This is a genomic window from Micromonospora sp. IBHARD004 (genome assembly GCF_052814115.1).
The window spans coordinates 1793279-1812222 of record NZ_CP199934.1 but is presented as its reverse complement, the minus strand read 5'-3'; the positions used below and the strand labels follow the sequence as shown (position 1 = coordinate 1812222).

Here is an 18944-nt window from a genome sequence, read left to right as displayed (position 1 = left end):
CGGTTGCCCGTTTGTGATCGTTGACGTGGCACCCTAGGTGCACGGCACACTGTCTCCACGCCATGTGTGACCTCGGTCCCCCGCGGGCACACAGGGAAGGCAGGGCCCGACAAGGATGTTGCACGATAGGTGAGCAACGACCGAAGAGAGTGTTCATCGGTGACGACCAGAGGAGGAAGGCGATGACCCCGACCCTCACGCCGCCGCCCGAGACGGTGGCTCCCCCAGCCGCCGATGAACGGTGCGACCGCTGCAATGCTGCCGGCAAGCTCCGGATCACTCTGGCGGGTGGGAGCGAGCTGGTGTTCTGTGGGCACCACGCGAACAAGTACGCGGAGGATCTCGTGAAGATCACCGTGCGGTACGCGACGGACCCCGAGTTCAGCTGGCGTGGCGCCGATCTGATGGCGAACTGAAACCGCACAACCACGACATAGCCGGCCGGAGGCCCCCACGGGGAGCCTCCGGCCGGCTTTTCGTGCGCTGCCCATCTCAGCGCGGACGGCCGGAGCGGGGACGGTGCGGGCCGGCCGGGTCCGCTGGGGTGGGTGGGTCAGAGGGTCTGGACGGTGGCGATGCGCTCTTCGAGCTGCTCGATCGTCGCCTGGGCGCTGGGCGGACCGCCGCAGAGCCGCCGCAGCTCGGCGTGGATCTTGCCGTGCGGCTGGCCGGTGCGGTGGTGGCGGGCCGCCACCAGGGCGTTCAGCTGGCGCCGCAGGGCCACCCGGCGCTGGGCGGCGCTCATCGGCGGCGGCGCCGCAGCGGGGCTCTCAGCGGCCGGCTCAGCGGTCCGGGTGGCCGAACGGCGGCGCCGGGCGGCGAGCTGCTCGGCCTGCCGCCTGGTGAGCAGCAGGGAGACCTGGTCGGCGGTGAGCAGCCCCGGGAGGCCGAGGTACTCCTCCTCCTCGGGGGTGCCGGCCTGGGCCGCGGTGCCGAAGGACGCGCCGTCGAAGATCACCTGGTCCAGCTCGGCGGTGGCGGAGAGCGCCGCGAAGCGCTTCTCCAGCTCGCCGCTGGCCTGGTCGTCGCGCTGGGCGCGCTCCAGCAGGTCGTCGTCGAAGCCCTCGTTGTCCTTGGGCTTGCCGAGCACGTGGTCCCGCTCGGCCTCCATCTCGCTGGCCAGCCCGAGCAGGTGCGGCACGCTCGGCAGGAAGACCGAGGCGGTCTCCCCGGGGCGGCGGGCACGGACGAAGCGGCCGATCGCCTGGGCGAAGTAGAGCGGCGTGCTGGCGCTGGTGGCGTAGACGCCGACGGCCAGCCGGGGGATGTCGACGCCCTCGGAGACCATCCGGACCGCGACCAGCCAGCGCTGCTCGGACGCCCCGAACGTCGCGATCCGCGCGGACGCGCCCTGGTCGTCGGAGAGCACCACCGCGGCCTTCTCGCCGGTCACCTGCTCGATCAGCTTGGCGTACGAGCGGGCGGTCTGCTGGTCGCTGGCGATGATCAGGCCGCCCGCGTCGGCCATCCCGGCGTTGCGCAGCACGGTCAGCCGGGCGTCTGCCGCGCGCAGCACCTGCGGCATCCAGTCCCCGGCCGGGTCCAGGGCGGTACGCCAGGCCTGCGCGACCAGGTCCTGGGTCATCGGCTCGCCCAGCCGGGCGGCCAGCTCCTCGCCGGCGTTGGTGCGCCACCGGGTCTCCCCGGAGTACGCCAGGAAGAGCACCGGCCGGACCACGCCGTCGCGCAGCGCGTCGGAGTAGCCGTAGACCGAGTCGGCGCGGGACCGCAGCAGCCCGTCCCCGCCCCGCTCGTAGCTGACGAACGGGATCGGGTTGTCGTCGGAGCGGAACGGCGTACCGGTGAGCATCAGCCGGCGTACGGCGGGCTCGAAGGCGGCCTTGACCCCGTCGCCCCAGGACCGGGAGTCGCCGGCGTGGTGGATCTCGTCGAGGATGACCAGGGTGCGCCGGGTCATGGTGCGCCGGCGGTGCACCTGGGGCGCCATGCCGACCTGGGCGTAGGTGACGACCGCGCCGTGGAAGTCGGCCGAGGAGTGCAGGTCGGCGTTGCGGAACGCGGCGTCGAGCTGAATGCCGACCCGGGCGGCCGAGGTGGCCCACTGGGTCTTCAGGTGCTCGGTCGGGGCGACCACGGTGACCGCCTCGACGGTGCCGTCGGCGAGCAGCTCGGCGGCGATCCGCAGGGCGAAGGTGGTCTTACCGGCGCCCGGGGTGGCGACCGCGGTGAAGTCCTCGGTCCGGCGGCGCAGGTACTCCACCAGCGCCTTGCGTTGCCACGCACGCAGGGGCGGGAACGTCTCGAGCGCCGGCGTCCGGGCTGCCACGCGAAGGCTCCTCTCCGACCGCACCAAGGGCGGACCCGGGCCGAGGGCCACGGGTACCGCCGCCCATGAAAACGCCTCCGCGCAGAAGATGCCGCGAAGGCCGGCTCAGCATAACCAGCGCGGCCGGTTCGGCCCAGGCGACGCCACGCTGGTCACATCCGCGACCCCCGGCACCGGGGGCCGGCCGGCTCAGCCCTGCGGGCCGCGGGTGCCGGTACGCGGTGGGCGCGTGGTGGGCACCGGGGCGGACCAGCGCCGGCGCAGCGAGATCAGGCGCAGCGCGAAGACGACGAGCGCCGCCCCGGTCAGCGGCGCCGTGGTCGCGTGTCCGTACGTCGACAGCAGGGCCACCACGATCGACCCGGCGAGCGCCGCCACCGCGTAGATCTCCCGGCGCAGCACCACCGGGATCTCCCCGGTGAGCAGGTCCCGGCCGAGCCCGCCGCCGATCGCGGTGAGCATGCCGATCATGCAGGCGCCGACCGCCGGCACGTGGGCGTCCAGGGCCTTGAGCGTGCCGGTGACGGTGAACAGCCCGAGGCCGGCCGCGTCGAGCACCAGCACAGTGGTGCGCAGCCGGGCGAGCTGCGGGTGGAGCCGGAAGACGGCGGCGGCGACGGCCGCCGCGGTGATCGCGTACCGCCAGTCGGCGAAGGCCAGCGGCGGCACCTCGTCGATCACCAGGTCGCGGAAGATGCCGCCGCCGAGCGCGGCGACGACCCCGACGAAGACCACACCGAACAGATCCAGCCGCTTGGCCACCGCCGCGGAGGCCCCCGAGGCGGCGAAGACGGCCACTCCGGTCAGGTCGGCGAAGAGCAGGGCGGTGGAGGTGGTCACCGCCGCAGGTTACGTGGGCGGCCGGGGCGACCGCCCGGCATCACTCGTGGTACGAGTCGTAGATCTCCTTGCACTTCGGGCAGACCGGCGAACCGGGCTTGGCCGCCTTGGTGACCGGGAACGTCTCGCCGCAGAGCGCCACGACGTAAGTGCCCATGACGGCACTCTCGGCGATCTTCTCCTTGCGCACGTAGTGGAACATCTCGGGACCGGTGTCGGCGTCCTTCAGTTCCGGACGCTCGAGAATCTGTGTACTCACGTCTACACCTCCAACCTTTCCAGTTTCGCAGGTCGTCCGGGACCGGTCCACCGCAGGCCGCCGGGACGACGGCGGTACCGTAACGGAAGTGACCAACTTTCACATCCGTTTCGGCACCGAGGTGGCCGATGCCCTGCGCTCCGGGCGTCCCGTCGTCGCCCTGGAGAGCACCATCGTCTCGCACGGCCTGCCCCGGCCCGACAACCTGCTGGTCGCCCGGCAGATCGAGCAGGCGGTAAGGGACGCCGGCGCGGTTCCGGCCACCATCGGCATGGTCGGCGGCGAGCTGGTGGTGGGCCTGGACGACGCGCAGCTGACCCGGCTCGCCACCGTCGACGGGGTGACCAAGCTCTCCGTACGCGACCTGGCGGTGGCCGCCGCGACCGGCGCGGACGGCGCCACCACCGTGGCCGCGACCAGCGCGGTGGCCGCGGCCGCCGGGATCGGCGTCTTCGCCACCGGCGGCCTGGGCGGGGTGCACCGGGAGGCCGCGCAGACCTTCGACGAGTCGGCCGACCTGGTCACCCTGGCCCGGACGCCGATCGCGGTGGTCTGCGCCGGGGTGAAGTCGATCCTCGACGTGGGCGCGACGCTGGAGCGGCTGGAGACGCTCGGCGTCGGCGTGGTCGGCTACCGCACCCGCCGCTTCCCCGGCTTCTATCTGACCGACGCCGGCTTCGACCTGGACTGGTCCGTGGACTCGCCGGAGCAGGTGGCCGACGTGCTGGCCGCCCGGGCGGCGCAGGGCGTGCACCACGGCGGGCTGATCGTGGCCAACCCGCTCCCCGTCGACGAGCAGCTCGACCCGGAGCTGCACGACCGGACCCTCACCGAGGGCCTGGCCGTGCTGGCCCGCGACGCGGTGACCGGCAAGGCCGTCACGCCGTTCCTGCTGGCCCACTTCCACTCCGCCACCGAGGGCGCCAGCCTCGCGGTGAACGTCCGGATCATCCTGCGCAACGCCGACCTGGCCGCCCGGATCGCCGTCGCCGCCACCCGTCGTCCCGCCGCCGCGGCATGAACCGCCGGTCCCGCATCCTCGTCGTCGGTGACGTGATCACCGACGTGGTGGCGGTGCTCTCCGGGCCGCTGGCTACCGGCTCGGACACCGCCGCCGAGATCCGCTTCAGCGGCGGCGGGCAGGCGGCCAACACGGCCGCCTGGATCGCCGCCCAGGGGGTGGACGTGACGCTGGTCGGCGCGGTCGGCGACGACGAGGCGGGACGTGACCGGGTGGCCGAGCTGACCCGGACCGGTGTCGACTGCGCGGTGGAGCGCCACGAGGGCTACCCGACCGGCACGGTCATCGTGCTCACCACCGACGGCGAGCGGACCATGGTCAGCCAGCGCGGGGCGAACCTGCGGCTGAGCGCCGCGCACGTCGACCGGGCCCTTGCCGGGGCGCCCGACGCCGGTCACCTGCACCTGTCCGCGTACACCCTGCTGGACGCCGCGTCGCGCGGCGCGGGACTGCGGGCGCTCGCCGCCGCCCGCGAGCGCGGACTCACCACCAGCGTCGACGCGGCCTCCGCGGCGCCGCTGCGGCGGGTCGGCGCGGCGGCCTTCCTGACCTGGATACGCGACGTCGACCTGCTGCTGGTGAACACGGACGAGGCGACGGTGCTGGCCGGCGGGCTGGACCCGGGGGCGCAGGCGCGGGCGCTCTCGGCGGCGGCCCGCCGGGTGGTGGTCAAGCGGGGCGCGGCCGGCGCGGTCTGGGTGGACCGGGACGCGACGGTCAGCGTGGCGGCGGCCCGTCGGGTCGCGGTGGTGGACGTCACCGGGGCCGGGGACGCCTTCGCCGCCGGCCTGCTCACGGCCTGGCTGGCCGGCGCGGACCCGCGCGCCGCGCTCGACCGCGCGGCGGACCTCGGCGCCACCGCCGTCGCCACGGTCGGCGCCCGCCCCACCCCCTGACCCCGCCGCCCGACGTGCGGGATCGCGGGGATCAGGGCTCGACGTCGATGATCTTGTGGGGGCGTTCCTCGGCGGTCAGGCTCATCGGCGGGGTCTCGTCGCGGTGGCGGGAGCGGAGCTTGTTGGCGAGACGGTGCTCCTCCTTGGGCGGCCGGTCGTTGGCCAGCAGCACCGCCAGCCAGGGGATGAGCACCATCCCGAGGCCGAGCAGTGGCAGCCAGAGCCAGAGCAGGGGTGCCTTCGCGACGACCAGGGCGGCACCGACCACCAGGCACGCCACCCGGATGCCCATCATCAGCACGTACCGCTTCTGCCGGCTGTTGAGCTGGTCGTTCTGGCTGCGCGAGGCGTCGGTGATCAGGATCGGCTGGTACGCCTGACGCTTCACCACGGACCTCCTCGAGGGGATACCCCCCATCCTGTCACCCGCAGCCGTTGATCAGCGAAAATCGAACCCATCCGTTCGCGTGTTACGCGCGTGGTACGCTCCGCTCGTGGGCAGCCGGTTCAGCTTCACCGACGAGGCGTTGGCCAACCTCCGGGTCTACGACGTCACGCCCGGGGAAGTCTGGGAGGCCCTGCACAGCACGCGCCGGGTCATCCGGCACCTCGGCGACGACGTGATGGTCGTCTACGCGGTGTCCCACCGGGGGCGACGACTCGCCGTGCTGCTCGCCGAGGCCGACGGCACCGACCACGACTGCGACGTCCTGTCCGCGCGCGAGCTGAGCGACGTCGAGGCGAAGCGCTACGACGAGGCGGTACGGAGATCTCGCCGATGAGGAGGCGGTCACGATGGACCGGAACGAGGCGACCAAGCGTTTCCACGGCGGCGACGACGCGCTGGCCGAGCTGATCGACGAGAGCCAGCCGGCGGAGCTGCCCACCCCCGACACCGACGTGCCCATGGTCAGCCGCTCGGTGCGCCTCCCGCTGGAGACGTACGAGCGGGTCCGGGCCGCCGCCGACGCCCGCGGCATCGGGGTGACCACCCTGATGCGACAGTGGATCGAGGCGGGCCTGGCCGAGCTGGACGACTCGGCGACCGTCTCCCTCGCCGACGTGCGCCGCGCGCTGGCCGCGCTCTCCCGCCCCACCGCTGCCTGACCGCCCCGTCAGATCGGCGGCGCGGGCTGCTCCGGCGGCCGGCCCCGGGCCCGCAGCGCGTCGGCCGCGGCGATCCCACCCAGCACCGCCGTGGTCGCCGCGCCGACCGCCAGCGGAGGCAGCCGGATGACCAGGGGCACCATCGCCACCAGCACGACGAGACCGACCAGCCGGGACCGGGACACCCGGCCGAACACCTCGTACTCGAAACGCGCCCGGCCGAGCACGAAGAGCGCCGGACCGCCGATGATCACGGTGAGCCAGGCGGGGTCGGTGTGCCCACCGGGATGGCCGATGACGAGTTCGTAGCCGACGGCGGCGGCGACGATGCCGGCCACCATGACCAGGTGGGTGTACGTCGCCGACTCGGCGAGCCGGCCGGGTCGCGCCGACCCGGCCACCGCCTCCACCAGCACCGTGCCGGCCCGGTAGAAGTAGATCCGCCAGAGCAGCGCGGTGCTCGCGAACGTGATGGCGAAGGCCACCCACTGGGCGGCCGCGAACTCGCTCATGCTGAAGCCGAATCCGCTGATCAGGATCATCTCGCCCAGCGCGATGATGGTGAACTGCTGGTAGCGCTCGGCCAGGTGCTCGCCGGTGACCGGCCAGGAGGAGGCGGGCGACCGGCCCCGTCCGGGCAGCGGCCAGCCCAGCCGGGCCGCGCCGTAGTCGATGATCACCGCGACGGTCCAGAGCACCCCGCGGGCGTCGTTCTGCACGAGCGCTCCGGCGATCCACGGCACCGCCGACACCACCGCCCAGACGAGGATCCGGCCGGCGGCCTGCCGCTCCGGGTGGTGCCGCATCGCCACCGTGAGGAAGAGGGGACGGCCGACCTGGACGGCCACGTAGCCGATCGCGAAGGAGAGGCCCCGGGTGTCGAACGCCTCCGGCAGCGACACCGCCATCACCATGCTGGCGAACATCGAGCCCGCCACGACCAGTTGGATCTCCGGCCGCTCGGGGTTGTACCGGCTCGTCGTCCAGGTGGTCAGCGACCAGACCATCCAGAGGGCGAGCAGGAGCAGCAGCGTCTCCCCCGCCTCGGGCAGGAAGACCCGCCGCTCCACCGTGAAGTCGTCGACCAGCCGGTTCGACACCCGGGTGAGCGCGAAGACGAAGGCGACGTCGAAGAAGAGCTCCAGGAACGTGGCCCGCGGCGAGGTCGCCTTGCCGCGGAGGAGCTCCTCCCCCCGTTGATCCGCCATCCCCGCCCGCCGTCGTCGCCTGAGGTTCTCAACGACGGCGGCGGGCGGCGGTTGCGTCAGCCCTTCGCGGCCTTGGCCGCCGCCTTCATCTGCTGCTTGTACTCGCGCACCTGGCGCAGCGACTCCGGGTCGGTCACGTCGGCCACGGACCGGCGGGCGTCCGGCTCGCCGTACCCGCCCGCGGCCTCCCGCCAGCCGTCCGGGGTCACCCCGTACCGCTTGCCGAGCAGGGCCACGAAGATCTGCGCCTTCTGCTTCCCGAAGCCGGGCAGCTCACCGACCCGACGCAGCAGTTCCCGGCCGTCGGCGACGTCCGCCCAGAGCCGGGTCGGGTCGCCGTCGTACCGGTCGACGAGGACCTGGCAGACCTCCTGCACCCGGGCCGCCATCGCCTTCGGGAACCGGTGCAGGGCCGGCGGCTGGGCGAAGAGCTCGACCAGGGCCTCCGGGGCGTACCCGGCCAGCTCGCGGGCGTCCGGCTCGTGACCGAGCCGCTGGGTCAGCACGTACGGCGAGGAGAACGCCTTCTCCATCGGCACCTGCTGGTCGAGCACCATGCCGAGGAGCAGCGCCAGCGGGCTGCGCGCCAGCAGCCGGTTGGCCTCCGGATCGATGGGCAGCGAGAGCGACATGGCCCCATCCTGCCGCCTCCGCGGTGCATCGGCCGCGCCGACTCCCCGAGGCGGTACGCGACCGGCCCGGCGGACAGGGGTCGGGTCCGCCGGTGGAGACAGTGGCCGACACCTACGGGCCACGGTATGGATGTCCCGGGTGCCGGCCGATCCGCACCGGTCGCGAGGCAGGATGGCGACGTGGAACACGACATGCTGCTCTCCCCCGCCGGAGTCGAGGCACTGCGCACCGCGCTGACCCGGGCGGACTTCACCTCGAACGGCATCGCCGGTCGACTCGGCGCGCAGGCCACCGGCGGGGTGGCCCGCAACGACTTCCGGGCCGCGCTGCGCGCCACCGAGGACCGCGACCCGCTCGCCACCCTGATCCGGGTGTTCATCTGCGACCAGACCGAGCCGGAGGCGGCGGTGGCCGCCGCGCTCGCGCCGCTGACCGTCGAGGAGGCTCTCGCCGGCGGGATCGTCGAGCGGTACGGCGACGGCCTGCGCGCCGGCGTCGACCTGGAGCCGTACGGGGATCAGTGGTGGGTGCTCGCCGACGTGCCGGCCAGCGCCCGGCCCGGGAAGCCGCTGCACGCCGAGCACGTGCTGGGCATCGGCGGCGCCACCCAGACGCTGATCGGCGCGACCGTCCGCCGCCCGGTGGAGACCGCGCTGGACCTGGGCACCGGCTCCGGAGTGCAGGCGCTGCACCTGGCCACCCATTCCCGGAAGGTCACCGCGACCGACGTCTCCGAGCGGGCGCTGCGCTTCGCCGCCACCACCGCCGCGCTCAACGGTCAGGACTGGGAGCTGCTCCGCGGCGACCTGGTCGCCCCGGTCGCCGGCCGCCGCTTCGACCTGGTGGTGAGCAACCCGCCGTTCGTGGTCGGGCCGGGCACCACCACCCACGTCTACCGGGACTCCGGCCGGGTCGGCGACGCGATCGGCGCCGAACTGGCCGCCGCCGCGCCGCACCTGCTCACCGCGGGCGGCACCATGCAGTACCTGGCCAACTGGGTGCACGTCGCCGGCGAGGAGTGGAACGAGCGGGTGGCCGGCTGGTTCGCCGGCACGGGGCTGGACGCCTGGGTGATCCAGCGCGAGGTGGCCGACCCGATGGCGTACGTCAACCTGTGGCTCACCGACGTCGGCGAGGCCGCCGACCCGCAGCGGATGGCGGCCTGGCTGGACTGGTTCGACGCGCACAAGGTGGAGGCGATCGGCTTCGGCATCGTCTCGCTGCGCCGCTCCGGCCACGACCAGCCGGTGGTCCGGGTGGAGGACCTGCGCCAGCGGGTGGAACCGCCGATGGGGGACCAGATCGCCGCCTGGCTCGACCGCCAGGACTGGCTCCGGGTACGCGACGCCGACGCGCTGCTCGCCGCGCGCTACCGGGCCGCCGAGGGGCTCCAGCTCCGGCAGGAGGCCACCATGGGCGACGAGGGCTGGGCGGTGGACCGGCAGGTGCTCGCCATGCCGCACGGGCTGCGCTGGTCGGAGGAGATCGACCCGCTGGTGCTCGCCCTGGTCGGCGGGGCCGACGGCCGGCTGCCGCTGCGCGACCAGCTCGCCCTGCTCGCGGTCGCGCACGACGTCGCCCCTCAGGAGCTGGCCGAGGCGGCCGGCCCGATCGTGGCGCACCTGGTCGAGCGCGGCATCATCGAGCCGGTGGCCGACTGATGCGGGCGGTCGTGCAGACGGTGGGCCGGGCCAGCGTGACCGTCGACGGCGAGGTGGTCGGCGAGATCGCCGACGGCCTGCTGGTGCTGCTCGGGGTGACCCACGCCGACACCGCGCAGGTCGCGCAGACGATGGCCCGCAAGATCCACGAGCTGCGCGTCCTGGACGAGGAGCGCAGCGCCGCCGACACCGGCGCCCCGATCCTGGTGGTCAGCCAGTTCACCCTCTACGGCGACGCCCGCAAGGGCAGAAGGCCGAGCTGGACCGCGGCGGCCCCGGCAGAGGTCGCCGAACCCCTGGTGACGGCGGTGGTCGAGGCGCTCCGTGCCCGCGGCGCCAAGGTCGAGACCGGCCGCTTCCGCGCGCACATGCTGGTCGAGAGCGTCAACGTGGGCCCGCGCACCCTCCTCCTCGACCTCTGACCCCACCCACCCCTTCCTGGTTGGGGCGTGGTCAGGAGAAGAGGCCGCGGCGCTGGAGGGACTGGCGGAGCCAGGCGTCGAGCTGGGCGGACCAGTCCGTACGGTCGGCCGTGGCGTGGTCGACGGTGAAGCGGCCGAAGGCGTCGCGGCCCTCGGTGAAGAGGCCGCCCCGCTTGTCGATCTCCAGGACCACCTGCACCTGCTGCGGATCCGTGACGAAGGTGACCTCGAGCTGGTTGATCGCGCGGGCGTACTGCGGCGCGGGGTGGAACTCGATCTCCTGGTAGAACGGCAGGCTCTGCCGCACGCCGTAGATGTGCCCGCGCTCCACGTCGGCCCGGGCAAACCGGAAGCCCAGCCGCAGCAGCGCCTCCAGCAGCCGCTCCTGGGCCGGCAGCGGGTGCACCGCCACCGGGTCCAGGTCGCCGGAGTCGACCGCCCGGGCCACCTCCAGCTCGGTACGCAGTCCCATCGTCATCCCGTGCAGGTGCTGGCCGTACAGGTCGGTCAGCGGCGTCTCCCACGGCACATCGAACCGGAACGGAATGTCGTACCGCTGCCCCGCCTCCAGCCGGAACGCCCCGGTGACCTGACGGCGGCCGAACTCCTGGTTGGTGTCGTAGTCGGAGTCCCCGCTCTCCACCTCGACCCGGGTCATCAGGCCGAGGGCCACATAGGAGACGTCCACCGCGTGGTCGCCGCCGACCACCTGGATCCGGCCCTCCAGGTGCCCACCCGGGCGGCAGTTCGGGTTGGCCAGCACCGTCTCCACCGAGGGGCCACCCACACCCATCGCCTGCATGAGCCGCTTGAAGACCACCACGTCCTCCGATCGCCTGTGCTGCCGGGCCCCGGTGGCCGACCGCTGGCACGGTAACCGGGTCGGGCAACCGACACCCGACGTTCCGTCGGTATTGCTGTCGGTTCCCCGATCGCCTCACTCCCGTTTCACGCCCCGACCGCCAAGCTGTTTCTCACCGGCACCACCGCGCCGGCACGCGGCACGGAATCCGGTACGCGGCACGAAGGACACGGGGAGAGACAGAGATGGCCCTTCAGATGATCGAGCACCAGACCCGCCCGGCTGCCACCGTCGACGCCGAGACCGGCACCGACACCCTGACCGATCTGGACGCCACCGACGAGCGCGGCGTCTCCACCGACCTGGTCCGGGCATACCTGAACGGAATCGGCCGCACCAAGCTGCTCACCGCCGCGCAGGAGGTCGAGCTCAGCAAGCGGATCGAGGCGGGCCTCTTCGCCGAGGAGAAGCTCTCCGCCTGCACCCCGGTCTCCGCCGAGCTGCGGGCCGACCTGGCGCTGATCGTGGCCGAGGGCCGCGCCGCCAAGGACCACCTGCTGGAGGCGAACCTGCGGCTGGTGGTGAGCATCGCCAAGCGGTACACCGGTCGCGGCATGGCCTTCCTGGACCTGATCCAGGAGGGCAACCTCGGCCTGATCCGCGCGGTCGAGAAGTTCGACTACACCAAGGGCTACAAGTTCTCCACCTACGCCACCTGGTGGATCCGCCAGGCCATCACCCGCGCCATGGCCGACCAGGCCCGCACCATCCGCATCCCGGTGCACATGGTCGAGCAGGTCAACCGGATGGTCCGGGCCCGCCGGGAGCTGTCGGTCTCGCTGGGCCGGGAGCCCACCGTCGCCGAGGTGGCCGCCGCGCTGGGCGTCCCCGAGCTCCAGGTGATCGAGCTGATCTCGTACGACCGGGAGCCGGTCAGCCTGGACCAGACGGTCGGCGACGATGGGGAGAGCGCGCTCGGTGACTTCGTCGCCGCGGTGGACCCGCGCGCGGAGCCGGGCGACGCCGCCGCCGACGGCGAGCTGCGCAACGAGGTCCGGATCGTGCTGGCCACCCTCTCCCAGCGGGAGCAGGCGGTGATCCGGCTCCGGTTCGGCCTGGACGACGGCCGGCAGCGCACCCTCGACGAGGTGGGCCGGGAGTTCGGTCTGTCCCGGGAGCGGATCCGGCAGATCGAGAAGGTGACCCTGCTCAAGCTGCGCGCCCCGGAGCGGGCGAACCGCCTGGAGGCGTACGCCTGCTGATCCACCACGACGCTGAGGCCCCGGCGGTCCGCCGGGGCCTCAGCCTGGTGATCGCCCGCTTCCGACGACGCTCATCCAGACCGCGCACCGTCGGATCCGCCCGCTACGGCCGGGCCGACGGCAATCGGTCTCAGCAGCAGGTAGGTGACCGCCCCGACGACGGCGCCGCTCAGCCGCAGCCGGGAGAGCACGCCCTCGAACACCGTGAGGTCACGGCAGGCAAGCCGGAGGACGGCATCGACGTCTGCCGCCACCCACCACGCCGCGACCACCGCGGGCTCGGCGCGCAACTGGGCCAGGAAGCGGTCGGACGCCGCTTCGCTGGTGAGTCGTACGCTGACCAGCACGTCGATGTCCTGCCGCGCCGGCTGCGGCGCGACGGTCAACGAATCGTCCACGAGGTGCGGTACAACGGTCACATCTCGCAGCGTTGCGCGGCCGCGACGGCGCGACGCCGGGCTTGACGAAATCTTCACGTGGGGCAGCCGACTTTTCACGCCCCTGTGACGTCGAGCGCCACCCGTTCCAGTGGGCATGGGGGTGCGACTCGCCGGGCTGGTGCACCTGCTTCGGATCACGCCGTCAAGACTTCGTCAAGAGCCTTGTCCTGCCGGTTCTCCGGCCCGACGATGGGGGCATGAGTTCACCAGTGCCAACCCTGCCCAGTGCCTCCGAGGAGAACGGCCCGCGGCAGGCCCTCAACCTGGACGTCGTCGGGGTGCTCACCGCGCTCGGCGTGGTATGTCTCCTCGCACTGCTGACCGTGGCGCTGCGCTGACCGGGGCTGTGGGCGCGGTCACGCCGGCAGGAGGAGAACCTGCGGGCGCGTCAAAAGCGCGTTGCGATTGGCCGCAGCGGCGTGAGGATCGCGTACATGACCGGCCGCTCGCCCTTCCAGCCGCCGTAGCTTCGGACCGTCGCCGCAGGAGCGGCGGCCCGAGCTGGAAGGACAGCGCGCCCCATGGACGAGGCACGAAGAAGCTACGTCGTCCCAGTACATGCCGTGCCCGGACAGGCGTCGCTGACGCTGCGGACCGGTCGGCTACCTTGGGACGACGGGTAGGGATCGCCTTCACCCGACCGGAGCGGCTCGTCACGGCGATGGGCGAAAACCAGCGATGGTTACGGCTCAGCGAGTCGGCACTGCGGGCCATGCTCGCCCCGCTCGGCATCGACCGCATCCAGGTCGACGCCCTCCTCGTCGCGCCCGGTCTCGGCCCGGACCTCACCGCGGCCGTTCCGGCACCCCCCGCCGCCCGGGTCGCCAGAGCTGCTCGGCGCCGGATCGGGCGGCGCCCGGGCCGAACGCGACACCCCGTGCCGGTTCGATGATCATCAGGTGAGCGGAGCCGTGCGGCCAGCCGGCCGCCGGTCGTAGGCCCCAGCGCCCCGGCGGTTCGCCGGGGCCTCCGCCGTGTGGCGCCCTTGACTCCGCGCCCAGATCGGGCAGGGTGCAAGGCATGAACTGGACGCTGGAAGTGGTGGTGGTGCCGGTCTCCGACGTGGACCGGGCCAAGGAGTTCTACGCCGACCGCCTCGGCTTCGCCGTCGACCACGACACCCGGATCGGCGACGACGTACGGATCGTGCAGCTCACTCCCCCGGGCTCGGGCTGTTCGATCGTGATCGGCACCGGCGCGGTCCCGGACATGCCACCGGGCTCGCTCAAGGGGCTCCAACTGGTCGTGCCGGACCTGGAGAAGGCCCGCGCGGAGCTGGTCGAGCGGGGCGTCGAGGTCAGCGAGATCCAGGTGGTGGGGCGTAACCCCCGCCCGGTGCCGCACCCGCTGGACAACGTCGGCTTCGTCTTCTTCACCGACCCGGACGGCAACGCCTGGGCGGTGCAGCAGATCTCCAGCCGCGGCTGACGCCGACCGTCAGAGGCGGCGCGGGCCGGTGTCCGGGCGCGCGGCTTCGATGCCGGTGCGGACGGTGGCGTGCAGCACCGAGATGCCGTCCTGACGGGCCAGCACCGGGTTGAGGGTCAGCGAGCGGACCCGGGGCTGCTCGTCGGCGAGCCGGCCGATTCGCAGCAGCAGGTCGACCAGGGCGGCCCGGTCCACCGGGGCGGCGCCCCGGTGGCCGCGCAGCAGCGGCGCGGCCCGGGGCTCGTCGACCAGCTCGGCGGCGTCCCGGTCGGTCAGCGGCACGGCCCGCCAGGCCCGGTCGCCGAGCAGGTCGGTGGCGACACCGCCGAGCCCGAAGCCGACCACCGGCCCGAACGCCGGATCCTCCATCAGCTCCACCACGCAGGCCACCCCGGGCTGGACCATCGGCTGGACCAGCACGTCCGGGCCGAAGACGGGGGCCATCTCCGCGTACGCGCGGCGCAGCGCCGCCTCGTCGGCCAGGTCGAGGCGGACCGCGCCGAGGTCGAGGCGGTGCCGCAGGCCGGGCGCGGCGGCCTTCAACGCCACCGGCCAGCCGAGCCGCCCGGCGACCTCGACCGCCTCGTCGGCCGTCCGCGCCGGCGCGGACTCCACCACGTCGATCCCGTACGCCCGCAGCAGCGCCGCCGGATCGGCGCCGTCGGCCCGGAACGCGGCCTGAACGGCAGCCTGGTCGACCTGGTCCAGTTCGGGCAGCACGCCGGGCGGCCGGCGCAGCCAGTCGGCGTAGGTGGTGACCCGGGCGAGGGCGCGGACCGCCTCCTCCACGCTCGGGTACGCCGGCACCCCGGCCGGCACTCGACCGGCCAGGAACGTCGCCACCACCGGCTTGCCGGCGGCGAGCGCGTCGGGCAGGGCGGCGGTGAAGTCGGCGTCCGGGTCGGCGAGCTGGCCGGGCAGCGGCGGGGCGAAGACGGCCACCACCGCGTCCACGCCCTCGTCGGCGGCGGAGGCGGCGAGGGCGGCGGCGTACTCGGCGGCGCCGGCGCGGGGGCCCACGTCGCGCGGGTACCCGTCGGCGACGGTGAGGCCCTGGCCGGCGCAGGCGGTGGCGGCCAGCCCGGTCAGCGCCGACGAGTTGCCCACCACGGCGACCCGGCGGCCGGCGGGCAGCGGCTGGTGGGCCAGGAGCACGCCCACGTCGAGCAGCTCGGCGACGGTGTCCACCCGGATCACCCCGGACTGGGCGAAGAGGGCGCTGACCGCGGCGGCGTCCAGGGCCGGCGCGTCGCCGACGCCGGGCGGGCGGGCCAGCGAGGCGAGGGCCACCACCGGCTTGCTCCGGCCGATCCGGCGGGCCAGCCGGGCGAACTTGCGCGGGTTGCCGAAGGTCTCCAGGTAGAGGGTGATGACGTCGGTGCCCGGGTCGTCCTGCCAGTACTGGAGGAGGTCGTTGCCGGAGACGTCGGCCCGGTTGCCGGCCGAGACGAAGCTGGACAGGCCGAGCCCCCGCCGGGACGCCTCGGCGAGCAGCGCCACCCCGAACGCGCCGGACTGGCTGAAGATCCCCACCCGGCCGGGGGCGGGCAGCACCGGGGCGAGGGTGGCGTTGAGGCGTACCGCGCCGTCGGTGTTGGCGACGCCGAGACAGTTCGGGCCGACCACGCGCATGCCGGCCAGGTGGGCGGCGCGGACCAGGGCCCGCTGGGCGGCCGCCCCCTCCGGCCCGGCCTCGGCGAAGCCGGCGGAGATGACGACCAGGCCGTGCGCGCCGGCCTTCGCGGCGTCGGCGACCACCTCGGTCACCGCCTCCGGGGCCACCGCGACGATCGCCAGGTCGATGTCGAGCCGGGCGTCGGCCGCCGACGGGTACGCGGGCAGCCCGGCCACCGTCGACGCGGTCGGGTGCACCGGCACGATCGCCCCGGTGAACCCGCCGTCGCGCAGGTGCCCGAGCACCGCCGCGCCGACGCCCTGCCCGGTGGCGCTGGCCCCGTAGACGGCGATGCCCCGGGGGGCGAGCAGCCGGGCGATCGAGCGGGACTCGGTCCGGTGCTCCCGACCGCGCTGCACCTCCAGGGTCGCCTCGGTGGGGGCGATCGGGAAGCTCAGGTGCACCACGCCGTCGGCGTACTGGCGCTGGACCTGGTAGCCGAAGTCGGAGAAGACCCGCAGCATCGCCCCGTTGGCCGGCAACACCTCGGCGACGAAGTGCACGATGCCGAACCGGCGGGCCGTGTCGGCCAGGTGCTCCAGCAGCACCGAGCCGATGCCCCGGCCCTGGTAGGCGTCCTCGACCACGAAGGCCACCTCGGCCTCCGGGGAACCGGGGCCGAGCCGCTCGTACCGGCCGACGGCCACGATCCGCCCGCCGGCCAGCACCACGAACGCCTCCCGGTCGTGGTGGTCGACGTTGACGAAACGCTGCAGGTCCCGCTCCGGGATGCGCGGGTACGGCGAGAAGTAGCGCAGGTAGCGGGTGCGCTCGGAGAAGCGCGAGTGCATCGCCACGATCGCCGAGGCGTCGTCCGGGCGGATCTGTCGCAGCTGGACGGTCGTCCCGTCGCTGAGCAGCACGTCCACGGGTTGTTCGACAGTGGTCACCGGTCGGTCCTCCCCACCGCCGGCTCAGTCCCGGGGATCGTGCGGGTCGAGCCCGAGCAGCGGGAAGACCGACCGGCGGGTGGCCGCGATCGCCCGGTCCACCGCGTTCGGCTCGCCGGTCGGCTGCCACGGCTCGTACGACGGGTCGGCGTCGTCGGTCATCCGCAGCGGCACCTCCCGGCCGGGCCGGCGGGCGGCGGCCAGCTCCCGCCAGGCCGGCGGGGTGAGCCTGGCCGGTTCGACCGGCTCGCCGGTGGCCACGGCCAGCAGGTGGGTCCAGGCCCGGGGCACCACCTCGACCAGCGCGTACCCGCCGCCACCGAAGGCCACCCAGCGGCCGTCGCAGAGCTCGTCGGCGAGCGCGCGCAGCGCCAGGTAGGTGGCCCGCTGCCCGTCCACGGAGAGGTGCAGGTCGGCGAGCGGGTCCAGCCGGTGGCCGTCCGCCCCGCACTGGGTGACCAGCAGCTGGGGCCGGAACGCCCGCAGCACCGACGGCACGATCGCGTGGAAGGCGCGCTGCCAGCCGGCGTCGCCGACCCCGGGCGGCAGCGGCACGTTGACCGCGCTGCCCTCCGCGCCCGGCCCGCCGGTCTCGTCGGGGAACCCGGTGCCGGGGAAGAGGGCGAGCGGGGTCTCGTGCAGGCTGATCGTGAGCACCCGCGGGTCCCGGTAGAAGATCTCCTGCACGCCGTCGCCGTGGTGCACGTCCACGTCGACGTACGCGATCCGCTCGGCGCCGAGGTCGAGCAGGCGGGCGATGGCCACCGCCGGGTCGTTGTAGACGCAGAAGCCGGCGGCCCGGGCGGGCATCGCGTGGTGCAGGCCACCGGCGACGTTGACCGCGCGGCGGGCGTCGCCGCGCCACACCGCCTCGGCCGCGGCCACGCTGGCCCCGGCGATCAGCGCGCTGGACTCGTGGATGCCGTCGAAGACGGGGTTGTCCGACGTACCGAGTCCGAAGCCGGCGAAGAGCGGGTCGCGCGGGGCGGCCCGGACCGCGTCCAGGTAACGGGGGTCGTGCACCCGGGTCAGCAGCGCGTCGTCGGCCGGCTCCGGTTTGACCAGGCGGACCCCGGGCCGGTCCAGCACGCCGAGCTCGCGGGCGAGCGCGATGGTCAGCTCGACCCGGACCGGGTCGAGGGGATGGTCACCCATGTCGTAGGCGAGGAGGGCCTCGTCCCACACCACCACCGTGTCGTCGGCCATGCGGTCATCGTCGCACGAGGCCCGACGGGCGCCCACCGCACGCGCTGCCTACCGGCCGGGTGTCTCCCCGGTGGCGACCGGCCGGGTCGGGTCGGCGACCCAGTTGCTCCAGGAGCCGACGTAGAGCGCGGCGTCCGGCCGGCCGGCGAGGTGCAGCGCGAGGACGGCCTGGGCGGCGGTCACCCCGGATCCGCAGTACGCCCCGACCGGCGCCGCGTCGGTCACGCCCGCCGCGGCGAACCGCTGGCGCAGCGCCTCGGCGGCCGGAAAGCGGCCGTCGCCGACGTACTCGGGGGCGGGGAGGTTCACCGCGCCCGGCACGTGCCCGGCGACCGGGTCGATCGGCTCGGTCTCGCCCCGGTAGCGCGGCGCGGCACGCACGTCGAGCAGCACCCCGGAGTCGGCGGCGGCGAGGCGGGCGGCCTCCCCGGCGTCGAGGACCGGCAGCGCGCCGGGTGCGACGGTGACGTCGCCGGGGGTCGGGGTGGGCGGCTCGGTGGAGGTGGGCAGGCCGGCGGCGACCCAGGCCGGGAAGCCGCCGTGCAGCAGGCGTACCGGGCGGTGCCCGGCCCAGCGCAGCGTCCACCAGGCGCGGGCGGCGGACATGCCGTCACCGCCGTCGTACACCACGACGGGGTGACCGGCGCGGACGCCGGCGGCCCGCAGCGCGGCCTCGAGCGCGGCGGGGTCGGGCAGCGGGTGCCGGCCGGCGGCGCCGGGCCGGCCGCAGAGCTCGGTGTCCAGGTCGACGAAGACCGCGCCGGGCAGGTGGCCGGCGGCGTAGTCGTCCCGGCCGGGCGGGCCGACGAGCCGCCAGCGGACGTCGAGCAGGGTGGGCGGGTCGGCGCGGTCGAGCGCGGCGGCGAGCTGGTCGGCCTCGACCAGCAGCTCCTCGGTTCCGGACATG

At 74.2% G+C, this 18944-nt stretch carries 22 protein-coding genes; 11 read left to right on the top strand and 11 right to left on the bottom strand.

Annotated elements, in window-relative coordinates; genetic code table 11:
• Positions 1-182: 182 nt before the first annotated feature.
• Positions 183-416 carry a DUF7455 domain-containing protein gene (locus ACTWO6_RS08980; RefSeq protein ID WP_036374862.1) on the top strand — a complete coding sequence of 78 codons (234 nt, stop codon included), beginning with the start codon at positions 183-185 and terminating at the stop codon, positions 414-416.
• Positions 417-553: 137 nt separating this feature from the next.
• Here the strand turns inward: ACTWO6_RS08980 and ACTWO6_RS08975 are convergent, their stop codons facing one another.
• The 3 genes from ACTWO6_RS08975 to ACTWO6_RS08965 form a co-directional block, all read right to left on the bottom strand.
• Entirely contained in the window at positions 554-2287 is a 1734-nt protein-coding gene (locus ACTWO6_RS08975) for a DEAD/DEAH box helicase (RefSeq protein WP_446219186.1), read from the bottom strand.
• 189 nt (positions 2288-2476) lie between these two features.
• The gene (locus tag ACTWO6_RS08970; RefSeq protein ID WP_446219185.1) at positions 2477-3127 is read right to left on the bottom strand and encodes a trimeric intracellular cation channel family protein; all 651 of its coding nucleotides are present in this window, start codon (positions 3125-3127) and stop codon (positions 2477-2479) included.
• 40 nt (positions 3128-3167) lie between these two features.
• Entirely contained in the window at positions 3168-3386 is a 219-nt protein-coding gene (locus ACTWO6_RS08965; RefSeq protein ID WP_130333242.1) for a DUF3039 domain-containing protein, read from the bottom strand.
• A gap of 88 nt (positions 3387-3474) precedes the next feature.
• Between ACTWO6_RS08965 and ACTWO6_RS08960 the strand changes: the two genes are divergently transcribed.
• Together ACTWO6_RS08960 and ACTWO6_RS08955 are read left to right on the top strand one after the other, a co-directional pair.
• The gene (locus ACTWO6_RS08960) at positions 3475-4407 is read left to right on the top strand and encodes a pseudouridine-5'-phosphate glycosidase (protein ID WP_446219184.1); all 933 of its coding nucleotides are present in this window, start codon (positions 3475-3477) and stop codon (positions 4405-4407) included.
• Positions 4404-5303: a carbohydrate kinase family protein gene (locus ACTWO6_RS08955; protein ID WP_446219183.1), complete on the top strand. Its 900-nt coding sequence runs from the start codon at positions 4404-4406 to the stop codon at positions 5301-5303. The genes ACTWO6_RS08960 and ACTWO6_RS08955 overlap by 4 nt, the downstream gene beginning before the upstream one ends.
• 31 nt (positions 5304-5334) lie before the next feature.
• On the opposite strand, the gene ACTWO6_RS08950 is transcribed toward ACTWO6_RS08955, so the two are convergent.
• The gene (locus tag ACTWO6_RS08950) at positions 5335-5691 is read right to left on the bottom strand and encodes a DUF3099 domain-containing protein (RefSeq protein WP_446220599.1); all 357 of its coding nucleotides are present in this window, start codon (positions 5689-5691) and stop codon (positions 5335-5337) included.
• 106 nt (positions 5692-5797) lie between these two features.
• On the opposite strand from ACTWO6_RS08950, the gene ACTWO6_RS08945 reads away from it, so the two are divergent.
• Complete coding sequence (locus tag ACTWO6_RS08945; RefSeq protein ID WP_446219182.1) at positions 5798-6085, top strand: hypothetical protein; 288 nt, start codon at positions 5798-5800, stop codon at positions 6083-6085.
• A 13-nt stretch (positions 6086-6098) separates the two neighbouring features.
• The gene (locus ACTWO6_RS08940) at positions 6099-6410 is read left to right on the top strand and encodes a hypothetical protein (RefSeq protein WP_446219181.1); all 312 of its coding nucleotides are present in this window, start codon (positions 6099-6101) and stop codon (positions 6408-6410) included.
• Positions 6411-6418: 8 nt separating this feature from the next.
• Here ACTWO6_RS08940 and ACTWO6_RS08935 read toward each other — a convergent pair whose 3' ends face one another.
• Positions 6419-7618, bottom strand: a complete 1200-nt coding sequence (locus ACTWO6_RS08935; RefSeq protein WP_446219180.1) for a low temperature requirement protein A — start codon at positions 7616-7618, stop codon at positions 6419-6421.
• A 56-nt stretch (positions 7619-7674) separates the two neighbouring features.
• Entirely contained in the window at positions 7675-8250 is a 576-nt protein-coding gene (locus ACTWO6_RS08930; RefSeq protein WP_446219179.1) for an HhH-GPD-type base excision DNA repair protein, read from the bottom strand.
• Between the two features lie 192 nt (positions 8251-8442).
• On the opposite strand from ACTWO6_RS08930, the gene ACTWO6_RS08925 reads away from it, so the two are divergent.
• Complete coding sequence (locus ACTWO6_RS08925) at positions 8443-9912, top strand: DUF7782 domain-containing protein (RefSeq protein WP_446220598.1); 1470 nt, start codon at positions 8443-8445, stop codon at positions 9910-9912.
• Positions 9912-10334 carry a D-aminoacyl-tRNA deacylase gene (dtd, locus tag ACTWO6_RS08920; protein WP_446219178.1) on the top strand — a complete coding sequence of 141 codons (423 nt, stop codon included), beginning with the start codon at positions 9912-9914 and terminating at the stop codon, positions 10332-10334. Before ACTWO6_RS08925 ends, dtd begins: the two co-directional genes overlap by 1 nt.
• Positions 10335-10365: 31 nt before the next feature.
• On the opposite strand, the gene ACTWO6_RS08915 is transcribed toward dtd, so the two are convergent.
• Positions 10366-11154 (bottom strand): sporulation protein, encoded by a 789-nt coding sequence (locus ACTWO6_RS08915; RefSeq protein ID WP_446219177.1) that lies wholly within the window; start codon positions 11152-11154, stop codon positions 10366-10368.
• Positions 11155-11381: 227 nt separating this feature from the next.
• Here ACTWO6_RS08915 and sigB point away from each other — a divergent pair, with 227 nt between their 5' ends.
• On the top strand, positions 11382-12398 hold the full coding sequence (gene sigB / locus ACTWO6_RS08910; RefSeq protein ID WP_446219176.1) for an RNA polymerase sigma factor SigB: 1017 nt from the start codon (positions 11382-11384) through the stop codon (positions 12396-12398).
• Positions 12399-12469: 71 nt separating this feature from the next.
• On the opposite strand, the gene ACTWO6_RS08905 is transcribed toward sigB, so the two are convergent.
• Positions 12470-12796 (bottom strand): Lrp/AsnC ligand binding domain-containing protein, encoded by a 327-nt coding sequence (locus ACTWO6_RS08905; protein ID WP_446219175.1) that lies wholly within the window; start codon positions 12794-12796, stop codon positions 12470-12472.
• A 239-nt stretch (positions 12797-13035) separates the two neighbouring features.
• Here ACTWO6_RS08905 and ACTWO6_RS08900 point away from each other — a divergent pair, with 239 nt between their 5' ends.
• The 3 genes from ACTWO6_RS08900 to ACTWO6_RS08890 all read left to right on the top strand — a co-directional run bounded on the left by ACTWO6_RS08900 (position 13036) and on the right by ACTWO6_RS08890 (position 14266).
• Entirely contained in the window at positions 13036-13176 is a 141-nt protein-coding gene (locus ACTWO6_RS08900; RefSeq protein WP_446219174.1) for a hypothetical protein, read from the top strand.
• Positions 13140-13730: an SAV_915 family protein gene (locus ACTWO6_RS08895; protein WP_446219173.1), complete on the top strand. Its 591-nt coding sequence runs from the start codon at positions 13140-13142 to the stop codon at positions 13728-13730. The genes ACTWO6_RS08900 and ACTWO6_RS08895 overlap by 37 nt, the downstream gene beginning before the upstream one ends.
• 128 nt (positions 13731-13858) lie before the next feature.
• Positions 13859-14266, top strand: coding sequence for a VOC family protein (locus ACTWO6_RS08890; RefSeq protein ID WP_446219172.1), 408 nt, complete (start codon positions 13859-13861; stop codon positions 14264-14266).
• A gap of 9 nt (positions 14267-14275) precedes the next feature.
• Here the strand turns inward: ACTWO6_RS08890 and ACTWO6_RS08885 are convergent, their stop codons facing one another.
• Genes ACTWO6_RS08885 through ACTWO6_RS08875 form a run of 3 tightly spaced genes read right to left on the bottom strand, consistent with a single transcriptional unit; the run spans position 14276 to position 18943 of the window.
• Complete coding sequence (locus ACTWO6_RS08885; protein ID WP_446219171.1) at positions 14276-16831, bottom strand: bifunctional acetate--CoA ligase family protein/GNAT family N-acetyltransferase; 2556 nt, start codon at positions 16829-16831, stop codon at positions 14276-14278.
• Between the two features lie 24 nt (positions 16832-16855).
• Positions 16856-18037 carry an acetoin utilization protein AcuC gene (locus ACTWO6_RS08880; protein WP_446219170.1) on the bottom strand — a complete coding sequence of 394 codons (1182 nt, stop codon included), beginning with the start codon at positions 18035-18037 and terminating at the stop codon, positions 16856-16858.
• Between the two features lie 48 nt (positions 18038-18085).
• Entirely contained in the window at positions 18086-18943 is an 858-nt protein-coding gene (locus tag ACTWO6_RS08875; RefSeq protein ID WP_446219169.1) for a sulfurtransferase, read from the bottom strand.
• Position 18944 lies beyond the last annotated feature (1 nt).

Coding starts and splice junctions, on each gene's coding strand:
- ACTWO6_RS08980 (WP_036374862.1), top strand. CDS start 183: ATGACCCCGACCCTCACGCCGCCGCCCGAGACGGTGGCTCCCCCAGCC.
- ACTWO6_RS08955 (WP_446219183.1), top strand. CDS start 4,404: ATGAACCGCCGGTCCCGCATCCTCGTCGTCGGTGACGTGATCACCGAC.
- ACTWO6_RS08940 (WP_446219181.1), top strand. CDS start 6,099: ATGGACCGGAACGAGGCGACCAAGCGTTTCCACGGCGGCGACGACGCG.
- ACTWO6_RS08935 (WP_446219180.1), bottom strand. CDS start 7,618: ATGGCGGATCAACGGGGGGAGGAGCTCCTCCGCGGCAAGGCGACCTCG.
- ACTWO6_RS08930 (WP_446219179.1), bottom strand. CDS start 8,250: ATGTCGCTCTCGCTGCCCATCGATCCGGAGGCCAACCGGCTGCTGGCG.
- ACTWO6_RS08925 (WP_446220598.1), top strand. CDS start 8,443: ATGCTGCTCTCCCCCGCCGGAGTCGAGGCACTGCGCACCGCGCTGACC.
- dtd (WP_446219178.1), top strand. CDS start 9,912: ATGCGGGCGGTCGTGCAGACGGTGGGCCGGGCCAGCGTGACCGTCGAC.
- sigB (WP_446219176.1), top strand. CDS start 11,382: ATGGCCCTTCAGATGATCGAGCACCAGACCCGCCCGGCTGCCACCGTC.
- ACTWO6_RS08900 (WP_446219174.1), top strand. CDS start 13,036: ATGAGTTCACCAGTGCCAACCCTGCCCAGTGCCTCCGAGGAGAACGGC.
- ACTWO6_RS08895 (WP_446219173.1), top strand. CDS start 13,140: ATGTCTCCTCGCACTGCTGACCGTGGCGCTGCGCTGACCGGGGCTGTG.
- ACTWO6_RS08890 (WP_446219172.1), top strand. CDS start 13,859: ATGAACTGGACGCTGGAAGTGGTGGTGGTGCCGGTCTCCGACGTGGAC.
- ACTWO6_RS08880 (WP_446219170.1), bottom strand. CDS start 18,037: ATGGCCGACGACACGGTGGTGGTGTGGGACGAGGCCCTCCTCGCCTAC.
- ACTWO6_RS08875 (WP_446219169.1), bottom strand. CDS start 18,943: ATGTCCGGAACCGAGGAGCTGCTGGTCGAGGCCGACCAGCTCGCCGCC.